At 44.5% G+C, this 25591-nt stretch carries 22 protein-coding genes and 1 other annotated feature; of the genes, 19 read left to right on the top strand and 3 right to left on the bottom strand.

Translation table 11 applies throughout. The features are described from left to right. Window positions 1-54 precede the first annotated feature (54 nt). The 8 genes from MHH63_RS09830 to MHH63_RS09865 all read left to right on the top strand — a co-directional run bounded on the left by MHH63_RS09830 (window position 55) and on the right by MHH63_RS09865 (window position 9380). The gene (locus MHH63_RS09830; RefSeq protein ID WP_076194873.1) at window positions 55-1281 is read left to right on the top strand and encodes an O-antigen ligase family protein; all 1227 of its coding nucleotides are present in this window, start codon (window positions 55-57) and stop codon (window positions 1279-1281) included. Next, window positions 1229-2539 carry a glycosyltransferase family 4 protein gene (locus tag MHH63_RS09835; protein WP_341171452.1) on the top strand — a complete coding sequence of 437 codons (1311 nt, stop codon included), beginning with the start codon at window positions 1229-1231 and terminating at the stop codon, window positions 2537-2539. The genes MHH63_RS09830 and MHH63_RS09835 overlap by 53 nt, the downstream gene beginning before the upstream one ends. Window positions 2540-2613: 74 nt before the next feature. Further along, complete coding sequence (locus tag MHH63_RS09840; RefSeq protein WP_341171453.1) at window positions 2614-4524, top strand: polysaccharide biosynthesis protein; 1911 nt, start codon at window positions 2614-2616, stop codon at window positions 4522-4524. Window positions 4525-4551: 27 nt separating this feature from the next. Next, window positions 4552-5646 carry an LCP family protein gene (locus MHH63_RS09845; protein ID WP_254848838.1) on the top strand — a complete coding sequence of 365 codons (1095 nt, stop codon included), beginning with the start codon at window positions 4552-4554 and terminating at the stop codon, window positions 5644-5646. 24 nt (window positions 5647-5670) lie between these two features. Beyond that, window positions 5671-6297 (top strand): sugar transferase, encoded by a 627-nt coding sequence (locus MHH63_RS09850; RefSeq protein WP_076129746.1) that lies wholly within the window; start codon window positions 5671-5673, stop codon window positions 6295-6297. Beyond that, window positions 6294-7091 (top strand): GNAT family N-acetyltransferase, encoded by a 798-nt coding sequence (locus tag MHH63_RS09855; protein ID WP_076280228.1) that lies wholly within the window; start codon window positions 6294-6296, stop codon window positions 7089-7091. The genes MHH63_RS09850 and MHH63_RS09855 overlap by 4 nt, the downstream gene beginning before the upstream one ends. Then, window positions 7084-8217: a GNAT family N-acetyltransferase gene (locus MHH63_RS09860; protein WP_341171454.1), complete on the top strand. Its 1134-nt coding sequence runs from the start codon at window positions 7084-7086 to the stop codon at window positions 8215-8217. The genes MHH63_RS09855 and MHH63_RS09860 overlap by 8 nt, the downstream gene beginning before the upstream one ends. Then, a complete protein-coding gene (locus MHH63_RS09865) occupies window positions 8214-9380 on the top strand; it encodes a DegT/DnrJ/EryC1/StrS family aminotransferase (protein WP_076306137.1) in 1167 nt (388 codons plus the stop codon). Before MHH63_RS09860 ends, MHH63_RS09865 begins: the two co-directional genes overlap by 4 nt. 6 nt (window positions 9381-9386) lie before the next feature. On the opposite strand, the gene MHH63_RS09870 is transcribed toward MHH63_RS09865, so the two are convergent. After that, window positions 9387-11033, bottom strand: coding sequence for a glycosyl hydrolase family 28-related protein (locus MHH63_RS09870; RefSeq protein WP_341171455.1), 1647 nt, complete (start codon window positions 11031-11033; stop codon window positions 9387-9389). A 101-nt stretch (window positions 11034-11134) separates the two neighbouring features. On the opposite strand from MHH63_RS09870, the gene MHH63_RS09875 reads away from it, so the two are divergent. From MHH63_RS09875 to MHH63_RS09900, 6 genes are all read left to right on the top strand, one after another. Then, window positions 11135-12079: an NAD-dependent epimerase/dehydratase family protein gene (locus MHH63_RS09875; RefSeq protein ID WP_076219536.1), complete on the top strand. Its 945-nt coding sequence runs from the start codon at window positions 11135-11137 to the stop codon at window positions 12077-12079. Window positions 12080-12106: 27 nt separating this feature from the next. Further along, window positions 12107-13225 (top strand): acyltransferase family protein, encoded by a 1119-nt coding sequence (locus MHH63_RS09880; RefSeq protein ID WP_076309748.1) that lies wholly within the window; start codon window positions 12107-12109, stop codon window positions 13223-13225. An 836-nt stretch (window positions 13226-14061) separates the two neighbouring features. Further along, a complete protein-coding gene (locus MHH63_RS09885; RefSeq protein ID WP_076281653.1) occupies window positions 14062-15117 on the top strand; it encodes an LLM class flavin-dependent oxidoreductase in 1056 nt (351 codons plus the stop codon). Window positions 15118-15199: 82 nt separating this feature from the next. Continuing rightward, on the top strand, window positions 15200-15883 hold the full coding sequence (locus tag MHH63_RS09890; protein WP_076129738.1) for a Crp/Fnr family transcriptional regulator: 684 nt from the start codon (window positions 15200-15202) through the stop codon (window positions 15881-15883). A gap of 108 nt (window positions 15884-15991) precedes the next feature. Beyond that, window positions 15992-16804: a DNA alkylation repair protein gene (locus MHH63_RS09895; RefSeq protein ID WP_341171456.1), complete on the top strand. Its 813-nt coding sequence runs from the start codon at window positions 15992-15994 to the stop codon at window positions 16802-16804. Window positions 16805-17044: 240 nt separating this feature from the next. After that, window positions 17045-18595, top strand: a complete 1551-nt coding sequence (locus MHH63_RS09900; protein WP_341171457.1) for an acetamidase/formamidase family protein — start codon at window positions 17045-17047, stop codon at window positions 18593-18595. Window positions 18596-18672: 77 nt separating this feature from the next. On the opposite strand, the gene MHH63_RS09905 is transcribed toward MHH63_RS09900, so the two are convergent. Next, the gene (locus tag MHH63_RS09905; protein ID WP_038571749.1) at window positions 18673-19119 is read right to left on the bottom strand and encodes an Lrp/AsnC family transcriptional regulator; all 447 of its coding nucleotides are present in this window, start codon (window positions 19117-19119) and stop codon (window positions 18673-18675) included. A 152-nt stretch (window positions 19120-19271) separates the two neighbouring features. Further along, window positions 19272-19502: a binding site (T-box leader), on the top strand. Window positions 19503-19689: 187 nt separating this feature from the next. On the opposite strand from MHH63_RS09905, the gene tyrS reads away from it, so the two are divergent. The 3 genes from tyrS (at window position 19690) to MHH63_RS09920 (ending at window position 22906) form a co-directional block, all read left to right on the top strand. Further along, complete coding sequence (tyrS, locus tag MHH63_RS09910) at window positions 19690-20949, top strand: tyrosine--tRNA ligase (RefSeq protein ID WP_341143213.1); 1260 nt, start codon at window positions 19690-19692, stop codon at window positions 20947-20949. Between the two features lie 205 nt (window positions 20950-21154). Next, window positions 21155-21442 (top strand): hypothetical protein, encoded by a 288-nt coding sequence (locus MHH63_RS09915; protein ID WP_036688213.1) that lies wholly within the window; start codon window positions 21155-21157, stop codon window positions 21440-21442. 219 nt (window positions 21443-21661) lie between these two features. Continuing rightward, window positions 21662-22906, top strand: coding sequence for an anaerobic sulfatase maturase (locus tag MHH63_RS09920; RefSeq protein WP_341143212.1), 1245 nt, complete (start codon window positions 21662-21664; stop codon window positions 22904-22906). A gap of 63 nt (window positions 22907-22969) precedes the next feature. Here MHH63_RS09920 and MHH63_RS09925 read toward each other — a convergent pair whose 3' ends face one another. Further along, window positions 22970-24169 (bottom strand): ROK family protein, encoded by a 1200-nt coding sequence (locus tag MHH63_RS09925; RefSeq protein WP_341171458.1) that lies wholly within the window; start codon window positions 24167-24169, stop codon window positions 22970-22972. Between the two features lie 210 nt (window positions 24170-24379). Here MHH63_RS09925 and MHH63_RS09930 point away from each other — a divergent pair, with 210 nt between their 5' ends. Beyond that, complete coding sequence (locus tag MHH63_RS09930) at window positions 24380-25018, top strand: chromate transporter (RefSeq protein ID WP_341171997.1); 639 nt, start codon at window positions 24380-24382, stop codon at window positions 25016-25018. 11 nt (window positions 25019-25029) lie between these two features. Continuing rightward, complete coding sequence (locus tag MHH63_RS09935) at window positions 25030-25563, top strand: chromate transporter (RefSeq protein WP_341143211.1); 534 nt, start codon at window positions 25030-25032, stop codon at window positions 25561-25563. Window positions 25564-25591 lie beyond the last annotated feature (28 nt).

Below are 25591 nucleotides of genomic sequence, written 5' to 3' on the forward strand. Positions count from 1 at the left end.
AGGAAAGTAGGGACTTGTATGACATCTGTATCTGTTGTAGGGAAGCCCTACACCATGCACAATTTATTTCTGTTTGCGGTCATGGGGTATATCATATGCCTTCCGGCACAGTTTGATTTTGGTGGAGCCTTCCGTATCGCCCCGTCGGATCTCTTCTTAATGTTAGGTTTGTTTGCCGCTGGATTCCATCTCAAATTGGACCGGAGGATATTCAGTTCATGGCATTGGGGCATGTTGTTCATTTTTGTTCTAGCTTCCTTTGTATCCATTTGGCGCAACGGCTTCATAACCCAATACGCCTTATTGCAAAAAGATATTGGATTCATACTCCTATTGTTGACCTATATCATGCTTGTGCAAGCCGTAGATAGCTGGGAACGGTTATATAAGATGCTCCGATTTTTCCTGATCAGTGTGCTGCTCTTAAATGGTGTTGCCCTATTCGCTTTTTTCAGCGGAGTAAAGGTTCCGTTTATGGTGCAAGACGGGCGGTTGTCCGGCATGTTAATTGATCCCAATGCATACGGAGGATTGCTGGTGACGGCTTTTGCCATTCATATCATGACGAGTGGGGAGAAGATAAAGCTGCTGCGGGGATGGGTCAGCATACTAGCGACGATAAGCTTAGCCGGGGGCATTATGATGACTTTCTCGCGCTCGTCATGGATTGGTCTCTTCCTTGTATTACTTACACTTTTGATTACCAAACCTTCCAGACTGCTCAAGATCGGAATGGGGTTTGGTGTGGCTTTTATAGCTCTGCTGCTGTATAAAGGCACCGCTTATCTAAATGTGCTGGAGTCTATGTCCAGCAGACCTTCCCAGATCCAGTCGCGTCTTGACATCATTGACAAAGCGGTGGATTGGATCGCACAAAGTCCATTATTAGGCATTGGGCTTGGTTCCTATAATTACGAACTGCGCATTATTATCCACAACACGCCAATATGGTTTTTGACTGAATTCGGCTTATTGGGCTTGATTGTATATGGAGGATTTATGATTTGGTTCTTCATTGTGGGTATCCGTTCTTATCGTGCAGCAGATCCCATTCATAGGCCAATTATTATGGCATTGCTGTTGTCCCATGCAGCGATGATTGGGTTATCGATGGGTATTGAGGCGTTATTCCAGCGGTATTGGTGGTTCATGATGGCGATGAACGGAGCTTGCATCCGGTTAACAGACAAAAACCTGAAAGGAGAGATGCCCTATCGAACCCAACACGTTGAACGGTCAACTGGGCGCAAGCTTCGACAACGAGCAGAGCAACCTCAATAAAAGCTCAAGTAAGGACATCGGGAGTATTCCAGCTGAGGGTGGCTTACAAGCAAAGGTTGCTTTTGTAGCCTCCATATATGGGCATTTCGAGAGTTTTCATTTACCTTACATGGTGTTATTGCTGCAAAAAGGGTGTGAAGTCCATGCTTACGCTCAGCCGGGCGAAGCCAGACAGCGCTTGGAACAGCGGGGAATTGTATGTCACGACGTACCTATACAACGAAGTCCTTTACAGTTGAAGAATTGGACGGCTCTGCGGATCTTAACGAAAAGCTTCCAAGCGGAAAAATTTCAGTTCGTCCATGTACATACACCAGTGGCTTCGATTCTCGGACGGATTGCAGCCCATAGAGCAGGTGTCCCTAGCGTATTGTATACAGCTCATGGTTTTCATTTTTTTAAAGGTGCTCCTTTTCTGAATTGGATGCTTTATTATCCGTTGGAGTATTTGATGGCACGTTGGACGGATGTACTGATCACCATTAATAGTGAAGATTATGAGCGTGCTCAGAAATTCCCTGTCCGAAAAAAAGTAACTTATGTGAGCGGAGTCGGGCTTGATCTTCAGGTATACGGTAGCGGTGAGGGGGATAATGAAATTGCAAAAATGATGGGGGAAAGTCGTTACCAGCTATTTGATTTACCTAAGAGTGACAATGATAATCCTTCATTCGTTGTTCTCTGCGTCGCTGAGTTAAATGCTAACAAGAACCAAAAACAGTTGATCGAAGCACTACATCATTTGGGTGATCAAGCAAGCGATATTCATCTAGCATTCGCAGGTACAGGTCCTTTCGAGCAAACCCTTATAGAACTTGCTACTCGGTTAGAGGTTAGGGATCAGGTGCATTTTCTGGGGTTCCGAAGAGATATACCGGATTTGCTACAAGCGTGTGATGTTGCGGCACTTGTGTCCTATCGTGAGGGGTTACCCCGGGCGATTATGGAGGCGATGGCAGCAGGCAAACCCGTGATCGGCACACATATTCGGGGCATTCGCGATTTGATTGAGCATGAGTCAACGGGCATGTTGGTTCCAGTGGATGATATTGCCGCTACGGCAAAAGCACTGGTTCAACTGCGAGCGGACGCAGCTTTGACCGCAGCAATGGGTAAGGCGAACAAGGACAGGATTATTCGCTATGGATTGCCAGCGGTGCTTCGTGAAATGGACTCGATTTATATAGAAGCGCTGAAAGAACCAGGGATAAAGCCATTTCCGTCTGAAGTACAAACGGGTCTGACAGCAGATAGATAATTCATTCTCGCATATACGACAACAAACGAACAAACGAATAAACGAATAATTAGTTAATTAGGGAGAAAGAAGTGATGAAAATGCGGATCGTACGTTTAGTCATGTTGGATGCAGGAATTATAGCGGCTTCAGTGTGGCTTGTGTTTTTACTTCGGTTTGATTTTCAAATCCCTGAGCAGTACATGTGGATGCTTCCGTGGGCGATATTCATTCACATTATGGTGTACGCAGCGTTCTCATTTGGATTCAAGGTGTATAACAATATTTGGCGATACACCGGTATAGGTGAGTTATTGCAGCTGCTAAAAGTGAGTGCTTTAACACTCTGCGGAGTGGTCGTTGTCAATGTATCTGCGCATGTATTCGTCCCTTCCTATCGATTGCCGATTTCGATTTATTTTGCAGCGGGTTACGTATTTCTCGGCATTGCCGGCTTACGTTTAGTTAACCGCCTCATCAACGATAGATTCGAAACACTGGGAACAAAGGGTTCATCCGAAGGCAATCTGCTAATTGTTGGGGCGGGAAAAGCAGGCATCCTCGTTACCAAAGATATCAAGCATTCAAGATTTAAATTCATGAACCCAGTTGCCTTCATAGATGATGATATCTCAAAGCGCAAGCTGGAGCTTATGGGGTTGCCGATAGTCGGTAACCGTAACTTCATTCCCCAGGCAGTCGAGGAGCTGGACATTTCGTTCATTATCATCGCTTTGCCTACGGCTCCTCAAAAGGAATTACTGGAGATCATCGAAATCTGCAAATCTACCAAAGCTCAGATCAAGTTAATGCCTAGTATGACCGATATTTTGGACGGGAAAATGGCCATTAACATGATCCGTGAAGTATCCGTAAATGATTTGCTGGGGAGAAGTCCCGTAGAAATTAATACGGAAGAGATTCGTGAGAATCTGGGAAGCGAGTGTATTCTCATCACGGGTGCAGGCGGTTCAATTGGTTCGGAATTATGCCGGCAATTGGCTGCGTATCGTCCGAAGGAAATGCTGCTTTTGGGGCATGGAGAAAATAGCATTTATCTTATTGAACAAGAGTTGCGGCAGTTATATCCCGATCAGATCATTCATCCCATTATAGCGGACATTCAGGATGTATCGCGGATCGATAACGTTTTTCAAAAGTTCCGCCCCTCCATTGTGTATCATGCCGCTGCTCACAAGCATGTTCCTCTTATGGAGATGAATCCAGTAGAGGCAGTTAAAAATAATGTGATCGGCACAAGGAATGTAGCGGAAGCGAGTGCTAAATATGGCGCTAAACGGTTCATCCTCATCTCATCGGATAAGGCGGTTAATCCTACCAGTGTTATGGGGGCCACGAAACGAGCCGCGGAAATGATCATTAATGATCAGAATTCCTTAAGTAAGACGGTTTTTGCCGCTGTACGTTTTGGTAATGTGCTGGGTAGTCGGGGCAGTGTCATTCCGTTATTCAAAAGACAAATCGAAAACGGCGGCCCGGTGACGGTTACACATATGGATATGGTGCGTTACTTCATGACGATACCCGAAGCAGTACAGTTGGTTATTCAAGCAAGTGTGCTGGCACAAGGGGGAGAAGTGTTTGTGCTGGATATGGGTAAGCCAGTTCGTATATACGATCTAGCGAGGGATTTAATCCGCTTGTCGGGTCTCGAGCCTGACAAAGATATTCCCATTGTGGTCACTGGCATTCGTCCTGGAGAAAAATTGTTTGAGGAGCTTTTGACTGAAGAAGAAGGATTATTGGTCACTAACAACTACCGTATTATGATTAGCCGCCCGCAAAGTGTCTCCAGATCTGAACTGAATTTGGTGTTGGGGGTTCTGGAGAACTTGTGCAAACGGTATGAACTGATGCCAAGCAGTCATCAGATCAAAAAACTGCTAAAGCAGCTAATTCCAAGCTATTCGGGCTTTCAGGAAGAACCGCAGGTGGGCACACATGATCTTGAACGCATTAAATCCGAAGTTCATGCGGGAATCTGACCTATGAAGTCGACTAAGCATTCATGGATGACAAGATTATGGGGCAAGCGCGACAAGGCAATTACAGGTAAACGTTCACGCATGCGGCGGGTGGGACGATACAGCCTGATTGTTATTCTTGTTGTGGTTGTAGTAGGGGGGATCTGGATTGGAGGGATATTGAATCCAGAGCATCGTTTTAATAAGGCGATTCTTAACCCTTTGACGATCCCTAGCTCTAATGTGGTTACGGACAATGAAACGATGGTGCAATCGCTCAGCACACCAGCCCCACAAGCGCAAACGGATGAGCTTACCCTTACAACGTCTACACAGACTCCAACTGCGGTGACATCTCCAACAGACAAGAAAAGCTCATCCTTTAATGTAGTGCTAATTGGAACAGACACTTGGGGCGGAGAAAGCTCGCGGGCAGATACGATCATGGTTGCCCATGTGATGCCGGATCAACGGAAGGTGAATATCGTATCTGTGCCGCGGGACACGCGGGTTTATGTGCAGAACGTCGGTTATACCAAGATCAATCATGCACATATCGTTGGTGAAACAAAGGGTGGGAATCAGCAGGGTACGCTGACACTGATTCAAGCCGTTAGTGATTTTATGAATATTCCTATTCATTACTACATCAAGACGAACTTCTCCGGTGTTCGTGATTTCATCGATTCGATCGGCGGGATCGATATGCTGATTGATCAGGATGTGACCATCACTCCGGAGATCACCATCAAGAAAGGTGAGCAGCATCTGGATGGTGCCCACACGCTTTATTTAGCAAGGGAGCGCTACTCGACTCCGGAGGGTGACTTTAGCCGCCAACGGGAGCAATTCAATATCGTTCGGGCTGTAGCCAAAAAGCTATTAAGTCCGGAGCATATTCCTGATCTAGCGGGACTGCTACTGCGTGAAAAGAAAGACATTATTGATACGAGTTTTAGTGACAGTGATTTGATGAGTTTAGCTTGGCTATTCAAAGGAATGGATTCCGCAGATTTTGCTTACGAACAGATTCCTGGCCATAACAGCTCTGCTCTAGATCCGCTCGTCCGAACCAAAGTGTATTATTGGAGTGCAAATCCGGAAGAGGTAAAGTCACTTACAGAACGTCTTTTTACGGAATAAGAGAAAGGCGGGGGAAAGACTACCATGTATCGCCATATGAAGCGGGGCTTCGATTTGGTGGGAGCGATCGTTATGTTAGGTGTGTTTAGTCCGGTCATGGCTGTGGTGGCGTTGCTGCTTCGGATAAAGCTGGGAAGTCCTATTTTGTTCAAGCAGCAACGGCCGGGAATGGGAGAAAGACCCTTCTACATCTACAAGTTCCGAACCATGGCTGAAATGTATGATGCGCAGGGCCAGCCGTTATCGGATGCTCGGCGTTATATCAAATTCGGCGGATTGATTCGAAAGCTGAGTCTGGATGAGCTCCCGCAATTAGTAAATGTTGTGAAGGGAGAAATGAGTCTGATCGGACCAAGACCTTTGCTCATCCGTTACAGCCCGCATTACTCTGAACGGGAGCGGCTGCGATTTACTGTAAGACCCGGAATAACGGGATTGGCGCAGGTATCTGGACGTAATACTTCGGAGTGGAAACAGCGGCTCTCCTATGACGTTACCTATGTTGAGAAGCTGAGCTTTAGATTAGATGCGTTGATCTTATGCAAAACTGTGCTGAAGGTGATCCGCCAAGATGACGTTGTGGCCAATCCGGGTGAGCATAGTTTGCCGCTCGATGAGTACAGAATGAACCAAAAGGAGGGGTCGGCATGAATTTGCGGTTTAGTCCGCTTCAGGAAGATGATATTCACCTTGCATGCCGGCTCTTACAGAGCAACTTGCCAGAGTCGGTCTATAATCAAACCATATTCGCCTGTGGCGGTTATCCCGAATATTTGAAAGCAGCATGTAAATGCGGAAGCCATTCAGCAACACTGCTGATTGGTGCCTATTCTGAAGATCATCTTATTGGATTCGCTGAATGGCGAAGAATGGAGCAGATGCTGGTTCTGAATAACTTGAATGTGGACGCAGCTTATCGAAAAGACGGCATCGGCGGCAAGCTTATGGCGTACGGGGAGACGTTGGCCCAAAAGGATGGCATTTCGAAGCTGGCACTTGATGTATTTTCGTGGAATGAGCAAGCTCATGCTTGGTATTTGCGGCTTGGTTTTGCAGAGGAAGGCCGGACTTACTGGTATGTAAGAGATTTGGCTCCATCGATTGATAGGGATAGAGAAGCATTGGCGTACATCATAGATGATTATCCGATGGCAGAGGCACATCATCAAAAGTATGGATTCTCTTCTCTTAAGATTAGAACGAAGGAAGAGACTTCAGTTGTGGGCCGGTTAGGTGAACAGTATTATCGTATCCAACTGCAAAGTGGAGGGTGGAGTGGCTGCAATCTTTTGACAGACGTATTAATGGATTTAGACCGGGAGAAAAGGCTATTGTTGCTTTCTTCAGATGCTTATTTGCGTGAGCGAGACCCCGGGCTAATCTTAAGCACTGAAAGTATACGTATGATCAAACTATTGGAGAATCAAGAGGTGTTGTATGAGTAACTTCATCGTGTTAGGCAGCTCTAGTTCAGCGGAATGGGATGCCTATTTGAACCAGCTAGAGACGAAGGATATCTATTTCTCCTCAGCGTTTTTTCGGCTGTTTGAGGATGGAGAGCATCAGCAGGCAGAGCTGTTTGTTTTTAAGCAGGGAGACCAGCTCATAGTTTATCCTTACTTACTTCGTTCCATAAGCCATCTTCCTGCCGTAATCCAACTGGGGCTTGAAGGCGATTGGTACGACATTAGTACACCCTATGGATACGGGGGGCCGATATCGAACCTCCCTCCGGGAGCCGAACGAAGTGAGCTGTATCGGCAATTCAGTGAAACGTTCACGTATTACTGTAGAGAGAAAAAGATCATGACCGAGTTTGTAAGATTTCACCCCTTAATTGGCAACGCTACGGAATATCAAGGCGGTCTGACCACCGAATGGAATAGGAATACAATTTATATTGATTTGACTGTGGGTTCGGAGTCAGAGCTCATCCGGCATTATGGCAGCAATCATAAACGGAATATTCATAAATTAAAGTCCGCACCCTTTACGATTCGAAATTCGAATCTGAAGGATCGTATTGAGTCCTTCAGTGAATTGTATTACGGAACACTAAACGATTTACAGGCGGATTCTTTTTATTATTTTCCCAAAAAATTTATAGAAGATACTAGTCATCTACTTGAGGGGAGAGTAGAGCTATTCGAAGCTATGGATGGGGAGAAAACGGTGGCGACCAGCATCGTGTTACATGAACGACCGTGGATGCATTATCACCTATGTGGTTGGGATCGCGCCTATCTGCAGTGGTCACCTACCAAATTGCTAATACACGCAGCAGCCAAGTGGGGGATGGAAAATGGCTTTGAATGTTTTCATCTTGGCGGGGGATATAAGGGGAATGACGACTTATTTCAATTCAAGCATAGATTCGCGACACAACTGGAACCCCTTGACTATTACTTAGGTAAACGAATTTTTTTCCCAGAGTTGTATGAGCGGATCATATCCTTTTGTGACACCAGAATATCAGGAAATTACTTTCCGCTCTATCGGCATCCAGATCTCGATATGATATGTATTCCATCTGAAGAAATCGGGCCAAATGGAGAAAGGAGCTTCGCATGAGCATTAGTCAAACGAGCATTCTGCCACGAATCTTGTTATCCCCGCCGCATATTAGTGGACGTGAGCAGGTCTACATGGAGGAGGCGATACACTCTGGTTGGATTGCTCCTATTGGTCCGCAAGTTGATGCGTTCGAGCGGGAGATGGCCGCCTACACAGGATCAAAGGGTGCACTAGCGTTAAGCTCTGGCACGGCGGCGATTCATCTCGCACTTCGTCTAGCCGGTGTCACACAAGGAGATTACGTGATCTGTTCAACGCTCACGTTCGTTGCTAGCGCCAATCCTATTTTATATTTGGGGGCCACCCCCGTATTTGTCGATTCAGAGCCTGAGACCTGGAACATGTGTCCGCTAGCTTTTCAGCGGGCCTGCCAAGCTTTGAATGACAAAGGGCTGCTGCCAAAAGCGGCTGTTGTCGTCAATTTATACGGACAAAGTGCAGACATGGCGCCCATTGTAGAAATAGCTAACCGATATGGAATTACCTTGATTGAGGATGCTGCCGAATCACTGGGCGCTTTCTACCAAGGCAAGGCCAGCGGAACCTGGGGCCAATTCGGAATCTATTCTTTCAACGGAAATAAGATTATTACGACGTCAGGTGGGGGCATGCTCGTATCCGACGATACCGAAGCCTTAGATCAAGCGCGCTTCTGGTCTACGCAAGCCCGAGACACTGCCCCTCATTATCAACATTCCGAAATGGGATACAACTATCGGTTAAGCAACCTGTTGGCAGCCATAGGACGCGGTCAATTAGAACTGCTTGAAGAGCGAGTAGAGCGTCGCAGATCTATTGGCCGGCGATATAGGGAACGTTTAGGTTCCATACCGGGTCTTCATTTTATGCCGGAAGCGCGCAATTGTCGCAGCACGCACTGGTTGAGTGCGCTGACCATCGATGAAGAAGTGGCGGGGTTCTCTTCACAACAACTCCTGTCATGTCTGGAACAGCACAATATCGAAGCTAGACCTGTATGGAAACCGCTGCATTTACAACCCTTGTTCGAGAGCAATTACTACTATCCTTACAGTGAGGAATACAGTGTATCGGATAAATTATTTTCAACAGGTGTCTGCCTGCCTTCTGGAAGCTCTTTATCGGATGAGGATTTGGAACGTGTCGTTTATGCGATAGAGACATGTAACCAATACCGTTGATTCATCTTATTTAGCCTTCCATCCGCTGGCAGCTGATCCGCTTTCCTTCACATACAAAGTGGCTTGTGCCGTGCCATCCGTTCGCATGGCCAGACTGCCAACTGGGGCGGTTACGACTCCCTCGGGCGAACCCTCTACTATGAACACCGCGGGCAACACTGCCCCGCCAGTGAGGCGAATGGCCCGTTTGAAGTTACCGTAGGTCGAGAACCATTCAGGGAGCGAATATGGATTATACAAGGTTCCTAGTGATGTGCCTTGCATGCCGATTAGTGTTTCGAATTCTAGAATTCGCTTTACCTTCACTGCTCGGGTATCAAACACCGCTACATTATTGAGGCGCAGAGACGGTTTAGCTGCACCGTAAGAAGAGACTAGCACTACCTGATTGGTTCCGCTATTGCGGACGATCATATTGTCGACAGTAGCCATCGCGTCAGACTCCGTTGTGAATAAATGCAAGGTATTGCCCGTTAAATCCTGTGCATCTATCGTCCCCACATAAAGATCGCCTCCGTCGATTCGGACACCACTTGCTAAGGTGGAACCCGAACCGTACATTCCTAAAGAACCGATGTGCAACCTTGGTTTACCTCCGGCAGCATTAAACGCTGCATAGATCGCAGGGCCCCCGATGCCATCGAACTTGGCGCTAGCGATATCAATAAATTGTGAATAGATCGTCTGTAGACCGAAGTTAGCTTTATGATCGGTGGAACGGATAGCCAAATGATTGATTTTCAGCGTCAGTCCATAGGACAGTAAGGCTGGACTTACCGATCCGCTTACACGCATATCTAGTGAACCGATGTCGAGTGTCCAGAGTCTAGCGATAGCATCTGTAAGCCCTGCTGATAGGTCGTTACCGAAACCTATGGTTGTCAAGGAGTCGAATCGCTGATAAAAGCTGCGCGTTCCTTTAAAGACATCGGGTTCAAGATCGAGAGAGTTAGCACCAGTAAAACCAGGCGCGCCACCGCGGCTATTATTCAGAACCGCTCTGTTGACATGAAGCTGGTCTACAAAATGGACCACAAAGTTCTTTCGTCCAGCAGTCTCACAGCGTGCATATCCGATGTGCACATTAACGGAGGGGATTTCTTCTGTCCCCCCAATGAAGATATTATCCCCATAGCAATCGTGAGAGTACACTGACTCTATCGTTATATTTTGCGAAGAAGAAATGAATAAGCCGTGAAGCTGATCGTTGACGGCTGTTTTAACAGTCGATGCACTTCCATCAATTTCAAGGGTGCCCGCGATTGTGATATTTGAGGCATTTAAGATTACTAGAACCCTAGTGTCTGAGGGTGGGTTCGGGGCAAGCACAAGTTTGGAGCCGGCTTCAAAGCTTAAATTCGTTTTGGCTGGAATTCGAAGACACCACCAGTCGAGGACGGAGGGGTTACGCATGCGTCCCGAAGATACCTTATATACACCAGGAGGAAAGATTACTACTTTGTTTTTGGCGTTTCCCGCATTGATAGCATTTTGAATCGCTACTGTATCGTCCTTGATACCGTTTCCTACAGCGCCGTACGATCGGATGTTCACATAACCGTTAGTCTCAGGGTCTATTTTAATAGATGTGACCGCACCATCAGAAAGGATGGACGTAGTCACCGAGCTGTCTGGAATAGGGGCAGTAGCCATATACTTCACTCCTTTATCCTTTGATTTTGTATTTTATGTGAATTTTTCGGGGAATGCACGGTACAAAGATCACTCTTAGCGGGCGAAAGGAGTTTTTTATTTTGAAGGTATTGGTAACTGGGGGGTTAGGCTTTATTGGATCCCATGTGGTTGATCGGCTAATAAAAAAGGGCATAGAAACTGTGATTGTAGATAATGTATCCGGAGCCTCCGGTCTGACTTATATGAATCCTACTGCGGTTCTGTATAAGTACGATATTCGGGATGAGACTTTGCATGAGGTGTTTAACCTTGAAAAGCCAAATGCAGTCATTCATCTGGCTGCACAGATCGACGTCAGAGAATCACAGCGGAACCCGTTATTTGATGCGAATGTGAATATTGTTGGCACGCTGAATGTACTGCGCATGTGCGAGATCCATCAGGTTCAAAAGCTAGTTTATGCCTCGTCGGCAGCGGTTTATGGGAACCCGGAATATTTGAGCATTGATGAGCAGCATCCCTTAAATCCCGAGTCCTGCTATGGTGTATCCAAAAGTGTACCAGAGTCATATATTCGGATGTTTGCCAGCTTACATGGGCTGAAATATACGATTCTGCGTCTCGCTAATGTATATGGGCCAAGGCAAAGTTCGCATGGAGAAGCTGGCGTTGTTTCTGTTTTTCTGGATCGTATAAAGCAAGGGAAGGATCTCGTAATCTATGGGGACGGTGAGCAGACTAGAGATTTCGTCTATGTGGAGGATGTGGCGCAAGCGTTCGTTGACGCGGTTCAGACCGAAGGCAGGGTGAATAATGAGACGATGAATATTAGCTGCGGAATACCAACCTCGATAAATACGATGGTTCGGATGTTAGGGGACATCACGGGTCGGGATTTCCTGACAACCTATGCGGAGCCCCGTCCGGGGGATATTCTCCATAGCTATTTAAACAATCAAAAAGCCCAGGAATTATTGTCTTGGTTCCCTAACCATAACTTTCATACCGGGCTGGAAAAAACAATTACTGACCGCTTAAGTGTAGGAAGCGCAGTAGATCATTAAAAGCACCCATTGAAAGGGGCACTCCGCATGGAACGCAAAATGAACTCGGAAATGTTCGTTCTTCGTAGTGTAGCCTGCTTAAGTATAGCCCTGCTGCATGCTCTTTATCGGGTTTATGACGATGGAAATACATCTTGGGTAGAGTCGGTGGGTTTACTGCTAACGTTTGGCACACCTGTATTCGTATTTATCTCCCAATTCGTGTTGTCATTTGCCTATCCCAATGAAATTCCAGCGAGATTTTGGGAGAAAAGAATCAAGTATATTTTATTGCCTTACTTTTTTTTCGGGACCTTGTATGCAGGACTAAAAGGATTGGAGCTGTCGAGTAGTGACGGCATTCCTTTGCTGCAGGCTCTTTGGTATTACCTCTGGCGTCATTTGCTGATTGGAGATTTCCATGGCTATTTTATACTGATTATCTTTCAGTTTTATGCTTTATTCCTCTGGTTTCAGACGTATGCGAAGCGGCTTAACCCCCGCAATATTCTAATCGTATCGTTCCTTATTAACGTTATCTATTTGGGTTTCTTCAACTTTACTACGCCCGCAGATACGGCTGCCGCCCATTATTTCTGGGATAAAATGTACTGGATTTTCGCACCTGGTTGGATTTTTTACTTTACAGTAGCCTATTACCTGGGACGAAATGAGCTGTGGTTCCGGGAAAAATTAAAAAAGTTCCGCATAGCCGTATACACGCTCCCGGTTCTGACAGGTGCGCTAGTGCTGTTCGTGAATAGTCAAGGCTGGATAACGGCGCATAGCTCCAAAAGAATTGATATGCTTCTATTCGCCTTAAGCATGATTTTGCTGCTCTTCTCCGTGGCATCGAAAATGAAGAAAGTGCCACGTGTGCTGGAATGGAGCAGCAGATATTCTTTTGGCATATACTTGCTTCATCCTTTGCTATTGGCTATATTCGTTAAGCTTCCAGCTTCATTTGGGTTGCAAAACCTTGGACTATTTAGTGTTCTGCTACAATTTGTCGGTTGTGTGGTAGGCTCGGCACTTATAATGAATTTAGCGAATCGAATTCCTGGCGGAGCGTATGTATTCGGTCGGATCGGCGTTGGGATAAACCCAAGCAAACCACCGAAATCGCTGGATAAGCCGATAACTCCGAGTATTGGGAATGCAAACTAGCTTGGATTTGACCGGCCGCTAATCGTCTGTGTTTAGGTGATTAGTGGTCTTTTTTGTTTTTGTATTATTGCGATTACTTCGCTATTACATTGCTATTACATCGCTATTACATCGCGATTATATCTCACTAGCAGCATCCTCTCAATTCTCATTAAAAAAGCAAAATAGTTGTAAAAAGTACATTTAAGCTCTTATGCTCGCAGCTTTGGGGCAGTTTAATTGCATATTTTACAACTATTATTCTAGAATCCCGCCATATTGACGCAAGTGCTCGTATTTAAGTGTACAGAGTGCAACTAAATCCACAAAGGCTACCTTCAAAGCGTATATAGTTGCACAAAATGCAATTAAACAAACTTCGTCGTTACCACGCATTAGCTGCACTGTGCGTTGGTGGTAAATGCAATTAAACAAACTTCGTCGTTACCACGCATTAGCTGCACTCTTGCACATTGGCGGAAAAGTCCCAGTATAATTGTTGTATTGTGGTCAGTTCACACGAGGTCTTGTTTGTTCGGACTGTATTGCAGCTATTTTCACTTTTTAGTTCATTTTGCGATAGTTTCGGACTGTATTGCGCTTATTTCCATAAAAACACACATTATGGAAGCTACTTTGCACGAATAGCTGCATCTAAGTCCGATAATTTAGCAATATGAATGAAATTATTAAATTAACGGCTCCTCAGTCCGATCTATAGTGAGGGGGATCTAATTAGATGAACTTCGATTATAGTCGAAGGAACCTAAATTAGTTAGTATAATTAGGTAGTCCCTTTATGGTTTTTTACATCCAGAGAATAATGCATCGTGCAGAATATTAGGAGGAAATGAATAGTGGAACTTGGAGTAAGCACATTTGTCGAGACCACACCTGATGTCCAAACGGGTGAGACAATAAGTCATGCAGAACGACTACGTGAAGTAGTGGAGGAAATTGTACTTGCCGAAGAGGTGGGGTTAGATGTATACGGAGTAGGCGAGCATCATCGGCATGATTATGCGGCGTCTTCACCTGCGGTTGTACTGGCTGCGGCTGCTTCGTTGACTACTAAGATCCGGTTGAGCAGTGCTGTAATGATCCTGTCTTCAGCCGATCCGGTGCGTGTGTTTCAGGACTTTGCAACGCTGGACGGAATTTCAAACGGACGTGCGGAGATTATGATCGGCCGGGGTTCGTTTACAGAGTCTTTTCCTCTATTCGGATATGATCTGAAGGATTATGAAGAACTGTTTAATGAGAAGCTGGAATTGTTATTAGCCATCCAAAAGTCAGAAAAAGTGACCTGGAAAGGCAAACACCGAGCAGCTATAGAAAATTTGGGGGTTTACCCGCGTCCGGTTCAAGATCCTTTACCGATTTGGATCGGGAGTGCAGGAAGTCCAGAGTCTGCGATCCGCACAGGATCACTAGGTTTGCCTTTTGTTTTAGCGATTATAGGGAATGTTCTACCACTGGATTATGCGTCACATGTACAGCTTTACAAAAAAGCAGCAGCTGAAGCCGGGCATGATATTTCAAAATTTCCAATCGCTTCGCATTCACACGGGTTCATAGCGGAGACTAATCAGTTAGCGCTGGAGAAATTTTTTCCTTCAACGCATGCCCGGACCAATGTGCGGGCGAAAGAAAAAGGAACACCTCCGTACCATCGTGCAGATTATGATGCAGCGTGCAGCTTAGAGGGCGCCCTTTACGTAGGTGATCCAGAAACTGTCGCTAATAAAATCATTCATCTGCGCAAGCATGTGGGAATTACGCGATTCTTTTTACATGTGCCGCACGGCACGATGCCTCATGAGGATGTTATGCAGGCGATTAGACTGCTGGGCACCGAAGTGGCCCCACGTGTGCGGGAAGAAGTAGCGCGCTGGGAAGCAAGTAACCGGTAATTTAGTAAGCTGCGTCCTTAGGACGTGGCTTTTTTTGTAAGGTATACTGAAGAAATGAATAGCGTTTTATACAGGAGGGGCAATGGAAAAAAATCATTATTTATCTCAATTCAATTTGCTTCAATCGTTAGGACTGGAAGATCTTATTGAAATGGAAGAATTAACGCGAATAACAGTAGTCCCCAAAAATACATATATCCAAACACCGTCAACCTTTTCTGAAGGACTGTTTTTTGTGAAAAAAGGAAAGGTTCGCTTATACCAATTAAACGCAAACGGTAAGCAATTTACATCGGATATCCTCAGTGAGGGTAATGTTTTTGGTGAAATGGGTATGATTTCTTTTGGAACGAAGGAACATTATATTGAAACGATAGAGGAAAGCCATATCTGTACAATTGATCCTGCAAGGTTTGAAGAATTTATCTCTCACCGGCCTAGGTTTATGATGTCATTATTGCAAGTATTGAGCGACCGCATAAAAAGTATGAGTCAGTTAACTCAAAATCTAGCCATCGGAAATCTGCATGATAAAATATTGTGCGTTCTTTTAAAGCTAGCGGATCAGCATGGGGTTGAGCATAAGGATAATTGTTACAAAATTAATGTTCCTCTATCGCATCAAGAAATCGCTAATTTAATTGGAGCCAGCAGAGAAGCTGTAACAGTGGCATTGCAAGAATTGGTGAAAGCGGAGGTTATTCAGACAGGGTTCAGAACTATCTATATCCAGCGAGACAAGATTTTGGAAAGAAATATAACATAGCTATCGAGTTGTAAACGAGATTACAGCTTCATTTTTAGAAACAACGGTATCCTAGCTATGACATGAAGGTGATTTAAGCTTTCAAATCATAGTGAAGGGACGATTTCCATGGAACACAGGAAGGGCGCTCGAAAGGTTACTGAAATTCCCGTTGAGATTGTAGAACTGCTGAATAAAGGATATTTACAGAGCGTGAATTTAACGGAATGGCTTGCTGTGGATCATCTTGTCTTGTTGATAAATGTACTGAATGAGCTAGGTTTTGAACAGGAAGCTAAACCAATTTTACAAAAGCTGAATGCGTTAACGGAAAAGAAAATCATGAAGCTCATCCCGGTGATTTCACGTGAGTGGCAGCTTCTATTTGACTGTAAATCAGAGCTGGAACGTTCCCGACTATTTGCTGTGTTAGCTCATCATAAATCCGATAGTGTTCGCTGCTGGGCTGCTTATATCGTGGGCCAGAATCATCAATGGAGTCTAGTTCAAAAACTAACAGCAATCCGTCCTTTTGCAGCGGATGGGCATTTTGGGGTGCGTGAGATTTCATGGATGGCTTTAAGGGAATCAGTCATTGCCGAGCTGGATGCTTCCATTGAATTATTAAAGGCTTGGGTTCATGATCAGGATGCGAATATTAGGAGATTTGCGATCGAATTGACGCGCCCACATGGGGTATGGGCAAAGCATATTACAGCGCTCAAAGAAAATCCAGCGATTGCCCTTCCGCTATTAGAACCGCTTAACTCTGATCCGGCAAAATACGTTCAGGATTCTGTAAGCAATTGGTTAAATGATGCTAGCAAAAGCCATCCGGCATGGGTACAGCAAATTTGTGATGAATGGTTGAACCTATCAGGTACCAAGGAAACAAAGCGGATTGTAATCCGGGCTACAAGAAGTATTACTGATCAAAAATAAAATAAGTGCATCACTTTAGACTGGATAATCAAACGTCAAACACTATGGGCTAATAAGTGTTGGCGTTTTTTTGTTGTGGAGTTAACTTGGATAATTCAAGAGAAAGACTCCTTCGTGTTTATTATTTAAACCAAAATTCATAAAAATATTTATATTGTTAATCCTCAGGTCATCTGTTATACTCAGAAACACCAAATGTTATAAAAACTAACACTAATTATAGGGATGGAGGATTTTCGTATGAAAAAACAAATAATTCGTAATGTAGGTGTCACGTTATCCCTGTTTTTAGGGGTGAACTCGTTATCGAGTGTTATGTATGCTAACACATCGAACGATGCGTATAAACCCAAAACCCATGTACTGAAGGCGAATTCGGAAACTGTTCGATGGGGGAATATAGGTAAGGGAGATCCAGCTCTAACTGTGCATTCGGGAGACATCGTAACGGTTGAGGCCATTACACATCACTCAGGGGATGATTACGAGCGGATGATTAAAGGAGATGCGGGAGTAGAGGATATTTTCCACTGGATTGAAGGGGAGAAGAACGAAGCGCTACGCGGGCCAGGCGTACACATTATGACAGGTCCTATCGCTGTTGAAGGTGCTGAACCAGGAGATGTGCTGGAAGTTAAGATTCTGGACATGAAGCTGAGACCAAATGGGAATGACCAATACGCTGGCAAAACATATGGCGTGAATGCCGCAGCGAACTGGGGCTATCTATACGGAGATATGGTAGAGGAGCCGAAAAAGCGTGAGGTAGTAACTATCTACGAGATGGATACGGAGGGTGGAACAGATTATGCAACAGCTGTATATAACTACAAATGGTCTGTGCAAACCGATCCAGATGGTCAAGTGCACCCGACAATTGACTACCCGGGTGTTATCGTTGACCATAATACGATTGATAAGAACTTCGATGTGCTAAAAGGCGTGAAAATTCCGGTACGTCTCCACTTTGGTACAATGGGTGTGGCGCCGAAAGAAGCGGATGTTGTTGACTCCGTTCCACCTTCTTACAACGGCGGTAACGTAGATGATTGGCGGATTACCGAAGGTGCAACGATGTATTATCCAGTATCCGTAGCTGGTGCACTTCTGTCGATCGGTGACCCGCATGCCGGTCAAGGTGATTCGGAGATTAACGGAACTGCGATCGAGACATCGGTCACTGGGGATATACAAGTCATTCTTCATAAAAAAACATCGCTTAACAACAAGCTGAAAGGTTTAAACTTCCCATTACTTGAAAATGAGAACGAGTGGGTTGTACATGGATTCAGCTACGCCAATTATTTGGAGGAGCTGGGGGCTAGTGCTCAGACGGATATCTTCAAAAACTCGTCCATCGACAAAGCGATGAAGGATGCCGCTCATAAAACAAAAGATTTTTTAATGGCTGGAATGGAATTGAGCGAAGATGAGGCGTACTCTCTGATGTCTGTGTCAGCTGATTTTGGAATTACACAAGTGGTGGATGGAAACTGGGGCGTACACGCCTTAATTGATAAAGGTCAATTCGGCGATTCCGAGCGCAAGCCCGTGGTTTTACGGAGCAGCTTTGAGAACTTTGGAGCAAAGGTTGGCTGGCAGCCAGCCACTAAGACAGTTACGCTAAGCTACAATGGCAATGTTCTGGAGATGAAGGTTGGAGCGACAACGGGGATTTACAACGGAGAGACAGTGAAGCTTGTAGCCCCAATAAGTGTTGTGAACGGGAAGATCGTGGTCAGCGAATATTTCGTGAACTTTTATAAAGCTAAGCTGGCTAAGACAGAATAAGACGAAATAGCAATTATTCGATAATCCTAAAAAAATCCATATGAGAAAAGAACCGTCTTTATAGGCGGTTCTATTTCTTATATATTCAATCCGTCCTGATTTTTGTGGCGTTTTAATAAGATTTGGTTTTCTACACGTACCAGTCCATCCAGACAGTAGATTGATTCATGCATAAACCGTTCCATCTCTTCAAGATTCTCTACCAAGATGTGAATATGCAGAATACATGGTCCCGTCATTTCGTATAATACAGCTACGCGTTCGTTTTCCTTTAATACATCGACGATATGATTTAAATGAGCAGGTTCTACTTCAAGTTCCAGGTAGGCGGAGATTTTCTTTCCTAGCTTTTCAGCACTGATGACAATCGAGAACTGTTCAATAATCCCTTGATTGACTAGCCGATCAATACGATCTTTCACCGCGACACTTGATAAACTGACTTCTTTAGCTAGATCAGTATAGGAAATTCTGCTGTTTTGGGCCAGACGCATCAAAATATGGTTATCGATAGGATCTAGCATGCGGATTCGTTCACCTCTTTTTTCGTAATTGTATCAGAAAAAAAGTGGAAATGCCTAGTAGCGCTTTACAGTAGAAGTGTGTGACGGCATTCTCTGCTGAAGATAGTTGACATAAAAGAATTATTTCACTATACTGGCTGTAATCTTATATACGATATACGTTGAAGGAGCCCAGTAGTAACTTAGTCCCTGTTCCAGAAAGCCGGGGGTTGATGAAACCCGGTACACACTAAGCTTGCGAATTACACTTTGGAGTATCTCGGGTAACACCGAGCGGAATGGCGAACGATATCTCGTCAAGAGTGGTATCAATGGTATGCTTGAGCATAAGCGTTTCATGGATGCAATCTGGGTGGTAACACGGTTATTCAATCGTCCCTATGTCTACAATAGACAAAGGGACGATTTTTTTGTTTTTAAATATAAGGATTTATAGGGTTCACTTCATCAATGATCCTTATATTTCTCGCTGAAACGGTACCGTCCTAGTCAGGAGGGCAAAGCCGTTTCCGCTTGGCGGACTGATGTTTCATTTATAGGATAACTACTAATTTTGAGGGGTGTAAGGCAATGAATATTATCGACGAACTAGAATGGCGCGATGCCATCAATCAACAAACAGATGCCGAAGGGCTAAGAGAACTGACCAATCAAAAATCGGTATCCCTGTACTGCGGTGTAGATCCAACAGGTGACAGTATGCATATTGGCCACTTGATTCCATTCATGGTGCTCAAAAGATTTCAACTGGCAGGACATCGTCCAGTGATTCTTATTGGTGGGGCTACGGGAACGATTGGTGATCCAAGTGGACGTCAATCTGAACGCTCTTTGCAAACGCTGGAGCAAATCCAAGCCAACGTTGACGCACTTACAGCACAGATGAAAAAACTGTTCGTGACTGATGGCGACAATCAAATCCGCATGGTGAACAACTACGATTGGACGCATAAAATCAATGTTATCGAATTTTTGCGTGACTATGGTAAAAACTTCAGCATCAATTCGATGCTTGCCAAGGATGTTGTAGCGAGCAGATTGGACAGCGGAATTTCCTTTACGGAATTCTCCTACCAAATCCTGCAATCCCTGGACTACCTGCACCTGTTCCAGCATGAAGATGTGCAGCTGCAAATCGGTGGTTCTGACCAATGGGGGAACATCACAAGTGGCTTAGATCTGATTCGTAAAAAAGAAGGTTCTGAGGCGGTAGCATTCGGACTTACCATCCCGCTTATGCTGAAAGCCGATGGTACAAAATTCGGTAAAACAGCTGGCGGAGCCATTTGGCTGGATCCGAACAAAACGACAGCTTTTGAATTCTACCAGTTCTGGGCGAATACAGATGACCGTGATGTTGTGAAATACCTGAAGTACTTTACATTCCTCTCTAAAGAACAAATTGATGCACTTTCAGAAAAGGTGCAGACCGAACCGCATAAACGTGAAGCGCAAATAACACTGGCTGAAGAAATGACCAGATTCGTGCATGGTGAGGAATTGCTGGAGCAGGCTAAACGTATTACTGCCGCTCTGTTCAGTGGAGATATTAAATCTCTGACCGCTGACGAGATCGAGCAAGGCTTCAAGGAAATGCCGACCTACGAAACGACATTGGAGTCCAAAAATATCGTGGAGTGGCTGGTAGATCTAGGAATTGAGCCATCCAAACGTCAAGCGCGTGAAGACATCACCAAAGGCGCAATTTCCATGAACGGTGAAAAAGTTAGCGATGTAGCATTTGAAGTTACAGCCAGCGAAGCCATCGGCGGACGTTTTATCATTATCCGTAAGGGTAAGAAAAACTACAGCCTGGTGAAATTGTCCTAATAATAAGAAGCCTTCCTTATGAATAAGGAAGGTTTTTTGTTGTATTTTAAGTATAGAGGCCGACTATTTGCATATTAAGTGAAATTTGAAAGGTGAAATCGTCAAAATTATGGTAAGCTTAGGATTCGTGTGATTTATGGATTAACATGATATTCTACAACTATAACAGAAAATTAGGAGTGGTAATTTGAGAAGACAAAAACCAATGACCATGGAAGAATTAATGAATGAGTTACAAGGACAGAAAACGTATCAAGAAGATCCCAATCACATCTCTTTCGAGAAATTGTTTAATGAAGCGTTTATGAGTAAGTATTCCAATTACAAAAGTTTCGATGAGTTTGTAACCAAAGGGAACTTTCAAGTAAAGACAGAAGAAGATGTTGCTGACATACCTGATGAACTGTTTGATCGTCATGTTGTTAGGGAGACGAAGTTTGCGGATTGGAAATCCATGTTGGAAACAGCAAATAGAGAATACGTCCGTAATTAATAAGACTAGTCTCTAACTACCGTTAGACTCATCCACAAAGAAACTGCACACCCTTATTGCTTTGTCCCAACGGACAATGGGGAGTGCAGTTTTTTTGTGCCCAGTTATTTGACCAGCTATGATGTTTTACTCATCGTTGACTCGCAGATCTATGATTTAATTGAACAAATAGGAATTAGGTTTTACAAAGATAGTATTACATAGGAGGGGCAGAATCGTATGACTGCATGTATACAAACCTCTAAGCAGGAGACCCTTCATGTCATGTGGAAAACCGTCTCAGAGGATTGTAATCTAGCCTGTGATTATTGCTATTACAGTACAGCCGGGGGACATCCTCAGCAACCGATCCGAGTGATGGATACGGAGCTTCTGGAGCGGTTTATCGCTCAGTACATGAAAAGATCATCAGGGATAGCGACTTTCTCTTGGCAGGGTGGGGAGCCATTATTGGCCGGACTTTCGTATTTTGAACAAGTGATTTCATTCCAAGCTAAGTACGCTCCGCCTCATACGATGATCAGTAATGCACTGCAGACCAATGGAACGCTTATCCATGAGAAATGGGCGAAATTTTTTAAACGGTATAACTTTTTGGTCGGGATTAGTCTGGATGGCCCAGAGCCTATTCATGATGCTCATCGTGTAACGGGTTCGGGAAAAGGCAGTTATGATCTAGTTATGCGTGGGATTCGTCATTTACAGAATGAGGGTGTGGAGTATAGTATTCTGACGGTGATTCATGAAGATAACGTGACGAAACCAGATGAGTTGATGGCATTATATCTAGAACACGAATTTCCTAATATTCAGTTTATCCCCTGCATGGATTTTGCTTCTCAGAAAAGTGAAGTAGCGGGACGTTTCCGAATTACACCTGAACAATACGGAGTCTTTTTATGCCGTACATTTGACCTTTGGTACAACGGTGGGTACCCAGAGCTTCCTATTCGTATTTTTGAGAATATGCTTCTTGTATTCATGCATCGTGAGGCAGAGTTATGCGTTCACAACTCATGTTGCCCGAAGATGATGGTGCTTGAAACGAACGGGGATGCCTACCCTTGCGATTTCTTTATTGATGAAGAGCATAGGCTAGGAAATATCGGCCAAACTGACTTGGAAGCACTGCTAAGCAGCCCAGTATATGATGATTTTTTGTTAATGAAGCCCAATATGAATGAATCATGCTATAAGTGTGAGTACCTTAGCTTTTGCAATGGGGGATGTCCGCGCAACCGGAATTGGCTTGATGTTAATGATCGGACTGAGGTTGATTATTTCTGCCATAGCTACAAAATGTTCTACTCATACGCCTATGAACGCATGCTATTACTGGCGAACCGACTTAGATCGGAGCGGATGCTGGAGTACAGGAAAAGTGCAAAACCACTTCCAGGTCGAAATGATCCATGTTTCTGTGGAAGCGGGAAGAAATTCAAAAATTGCTGTCAGGCATTATAGATTAGACTAGACAAGGTTGTCCCAACAGTCATGCAAAGGATTGGGAGCAACCTTTTTGTTATGCTATAGAACCATATGATTTCTCACCATTATTGCCGCACCCGTCACCACAGCTTCTTCTTTTAATATACCTAGGGAGAAGTGAGGTTGGTATTCAGGATAACGGTAAGTGTTTCTCTGTGCCACCTCCACCGCTGTTTGGAAAAACAACTCGTGAGAGTGAATGAGTGCACCGCCTAGAATGATGGTCTCTGGATGAAACAGGTTGATAACGTTGGCGAGTCCGATCCCGAAGTGGCTGGCAGCTTGGGTAAATAATTCACGCGCGTGTGGATTACCGTCTCTAAAGGCTTGTACCAATACATCATAAGTCAGCTTCTCAGGCGCCACTTTATATCTTTGGAGGATCAGATCGTTGTCCATTTTCGCCTCTGAGCGCGCACTTTGTTCTAGTGCCTGCACAGATACGAATGCTTCCAGAGCCCCGTAGTTCCCGTCATGATTTAATCGGGGTCCATCTGTCTGGATGATCATTTGACCAATGGCATCTTCCATATCCATTGTGCCATGAACAATACTTCCATGCGACATCATCGCATAGCGGAGTCCTGCTCCAGTATGTACATAAAGCATATGCTGAATGTTTGCGTGACGGATAGACCATCGTTCCCCAAGCAGTGCAGAATTGGCACCGTTGTCCAACCATGCCTTGAACCCCGTCCGTTCCTCTACCAGTTTGCAAATCGGCAGATTGTTCCAGCCTGAAGAAGGGAAGTGCAGCGGTTTTAGGATCAAGCCTTGTTCCCGATCAAGTGGCCCCACAGCCCCTATTCCTATCCCGATGATTTGACTGTCCACTAACTGATGGTCCCTAAGGAAAGCGCGTATTTGAATACTGATATGATCTATAAATCTTTCAGGTGTGAATGCCTGATCCATTCGCCAGTGAACTATTGATTTTGGGTTCATTTGCATATCAAATAAACCAAGGGAAGAATACACCCTGGAAATCTCTAAACCGATTATATAACCGTAGGAAGGATTGATCTGGTATAAAATAGGTCTTCTGCCTCCGCTAGATTCTCCAAATCCGCTTTCTATCAGCAAGCCTTCTTCCGTCATCTCATCTAATATCCGGGTCATTGTGCTTTTGGTAAGCGAAAATGTCTGTAAAAGATCCAACTTGGAAACAGTGCCTTGTTCGGCAATTCGGTCGTATAGGAGTTTTTTTGGTGACGGAATATGTGTCGAGCGCTTTTCCACGATATACCTCCAAGCTATATATAGGATGAACTTGTAAGATCGTTTTTTATATAGTTTGTATTTATTAACATGAATATAGTATAACTCATAAACCCTTGGTTGTATTTTACCGTTCAAAAAACTTAATTCCATTTTGGGAAAAAGTGATATAATGAAATTACGACAGATTATATAAGGGTGGATTCCATGAGAACAACTATGAAAACAAATATGATACCGAATACAGACCTGAGGATAAGTCTATTGTTTCAGTTGTTTTGGGTATTTGTTCGAATTGGTCCTGTAACCTTCGGGGGAGGTTATGCGATGATCCCTATGATCGAACGGGAAATTTCCGCTAAACGAAAATGGCTGGGTGAAGAGGAGATGGATGAAATTCTATCTTTAGCTGGTGCTGCACCTGGGGGTGTAGGTGTAAATGCAGCAGCATTCATTGGTTATCGTCTTGCTGGTGTGAAGGGTGCGATTGCTGCAATCGCAGGGATAACGATTCCGACCTTTATCATTGTTTGTTTGCTTAGCGCCGTATACTCCCAACTGGCAGACCAGCCAAAAGTCATTGCCGCTATGAAAGGGATAAATGGTGCTGTTATTGCCTTGATCCTAGTAGCTGCATATCGAATGGCCAAGAACGCTATAATTGACAAGACTACCGCTGTTACGGCGTTAGTTATACCGGTTGTTTTACTGGTTTTCGGAATTAATCCCATTTACGTGATTGCAATTGGTTTATGTATTGGGTTTGTATATCTGCAAATTAAACAGCTCTTAGGGCTCCAAGTTCGAACGGAGAAGGAGTCCTTGAAAGCTTCTGATGAAGAATCGAATTATCCGGAGTATTACATCTAGGGGGAAGCGATGTGATTTGGAGTTTGTTTTTCACTTTTATAAAAATTGGCCTTCTTTCTTTTGGAGGAGGGTACGCCATCATTCCGATGATTCAGCATGAAGCTATGGCTGGGGGGTGGTTATCCGAAGGGGAATTCCAAGAGGTAGTTTCCATCGCAGGGATGTCACCCGGGCCTGTTGCAACGAACAGTGCAACCTTGATCGGATATCGTATAGCCGGAATCGAAGGAGCGATTGTGTCAACATTAGGCATGGTTCTGCCCTCATTTTTAATCATCATCGTTATTTCCGTCTTCTTTTATCGGGTGAGGGACAGTCAATGGATTAAAACGTTATTTTATGGTTTGCGGCCAGTGATTACAGGCTTGATTGCCTATGCTGCGATTCGTTTTGGCTTAAATAGCGTGGAACATGCTTTTATTACTTGGCAGACCCTTGGCATGTTGATCATTGTATTCGCTGCACTTTATGGTTTAATGAAATATAAGCTGCATCCGCTCACCATTATCGTTGCTTGTGGCATTCTTGGGGTAGCTTTTTTTTAGACAGAGCCGGGACGATCCCAGATTGGAG

The organism is Paenibacillus sp. FSL H3-0310 (assembly GCF_038002785.1).
Lineage (GTDB): Bacteria > Bacillota > Bacilli > Paenibacillales > Paenibacillaceae > Paenibacillus_AQ > Paenibacillus_AQ odorifer.

What these genes read in the sequence shown, in the direction of transcription:
- MHH63_RS09830 (WP_076194873.1), top strand. Translation starts at nt 55, where the DNA reads ATGCACAATTTATTTCTGTTTGCGGTCATGGGGTATATCATATGCCTT.
- MHH63_RS09840 (WP_341171453.1), top strand. Translation starts at nt 2,614, where the DNA reads ATGAAAATGCGGATCGTACGTTTAGTCATGTTGGATGCAGGAATTATA.
- MHH63_RS09845 (WP_254848838.1), top strand. Translation starts at nt 4,552, where the DNA reads ATGACAAGATTATGGGGCAAGCGCGACAAGGCAATTACAGGTAAACGT.
- MHH63_RS09850 (WP_076129746.1), top strand. Translation starts at nt 5,671, where the DNA reads ATGTATCGCCATATGAAGCGGGGCTTCGATTTGGTGGGAGCGATCGTT.
- MHH63_RS09855 (WP_076280228.1), top strand. Translation starts at nt 6,294, where the DNA reads ATGAATTTGCGGTTTAGTCCGCTTCAGGAAGATGATATTCACCTTGCA.
- MHH63_RS09860 (WP_341171454.1), top strand. Translation starts at nt 7,084, where the DNA reads ATGAGTAACTTCATCGTGTTAGGCAGCTCTAGTTCAGCGGAATGGGAT.
- MHH63_RS09865 (WP_076306137.1), top strand. Translation starts at nt 8,214, where the DNA reads ATGAGCATTAGTCAAACGAGCATTCTGCCACGAATCTTGTTATCCCCG.
- MHH63_RS09870 (WP_341171455.1), bottom strand. Translation starts at nt 11,033, where the DNA reads ATGGCTACTGCCCCTATTCCAGACAGCTCGGTGACTACGTCCATCCTT.
- MHH63_RS09880 (WP_076309748.1), top strand. Translation starts at nt 12,107, where the DNA reads ATGGAACGCAAAATGAACTCGGAAATGTTCGTTCTTCGTAGTGTAGCC.
- MHH63_RS09890 (WP_076129738.1), top strand. Translation starts at nt 15,200, where the DNA reads ATGGAAAAAAATCATTATTTATCTCAATTCAATTTGCTTCAATCGTTA.
- MHH63_RS09895 (WP_341171456.1), top strand. Translation starts at nt 15,992, where the DNA reads ATGGAACACAGGAAGGGCGCTCGAAAGGTTACTGAAATTCCCGTTGAG.
- MHH63_RS09900 (WP_341171457.1), top strand. Translation starts at nt 17,045, where the DNA reads ATGAAAAAACAAATAATTCGTAATGTAGGTGTCACGTTATCCCTGTTT.
- MHH63_RS09905 (WP_038571749.1), bottom strand. Translation starts at nt 19,119, where the DNA reads ATGCTAGATCCTATCGATAACCATATTTTGATGCGTCTGGCCCAAAAC.
- tyrS (WP_341143213.1), top strand. Translation starts at nt 19,690, where the DNA reads ATGAATATTATCGACGAACTAGAATGGCGCGATGCCATCAATCAACAA.
- MHH63_RS09915 (WP_036688213.1), top strand. Translation starts at nt 21,155, where the DNA reads ATGACCATGGAAGAATTAATGAATGAGTTACAAGGACAGAAAACGTAT.
- MHH63_RS09920 (WP_341143212.1), top strand. Translation starts at nt 21,662, where the DNA reads ATGACTGCATGTATACAAACCTCTAAGCAGGAGACCCTTCATGTCATG.
- MHH63_RS09930 (WP_341171997.1), top strand. Translation starts at nt 24,380, where the DNA reads ATGATACCGAATACAGACCTGAGGATAAGTCTATTGTTTCAGTTGTTT.